General features: G+C 41.1%; 1 protein-coding gene. It reads left to right on the top strand.

Features of this window, described 5'->3' with window-relative positions; genetic code table 11:
* Positions 1–401, top strand: a 401-nt coding sequence (locus C1I98_RS46850) for an LbetaH domain-containing protein (RefSeq protein WP_497846416.1), incomplete at both ends; no start/stop codon positions are given.

Raw genomic sequence — 401 nt, 5'->3', positions numbered from 1 at the left:
ATTATTAACACCATTTCAAACTCCAAAAAGCAGACCCCCGTTCGAGTGTTTATTGCCGGAGAAAAACTATATCAATTACAAATACCGAATGAAATTGAAGCTTTTATTTCACCAACTTCTGGAACTCTTTTTGGTGAATGGAAATACGTTAAAGCACTATTAGAATCATCTTCTCAAATCACACACTATCGAGTCGAAAACGATAGTCGAAATTCTGCAGTTCCTCTTCTGGACAAAAAGGAAGTCAATGCCCGAATTGAGCCAGGCGCTATCATCCGTGATCAAGTTTTAATTGGCAACAATGCAGTTATCATGATGGGCGCTATTATTAATATCGGCGCTGAGATTGGGGCCGAAACAATGATCGATATGGGCGTCGTCCTTGGTGGGCGGGCTCTAGT

This window comes from Spongiactinospora gelatinilytica (genome assembly GCF_003236385.1).
GTDB classification, from domain to species: Bacteria; Actinomycetota; Actinomycetes; order Streptosporangiales; family Streptosporangiaceae; genus Spongiactinospora; species Spongiactinospora gelatinilytica.
Note: the sequence above shows the minus strand (reverse complement) of the source record. Positions and strands in the feature narration are given on the sequence as shown.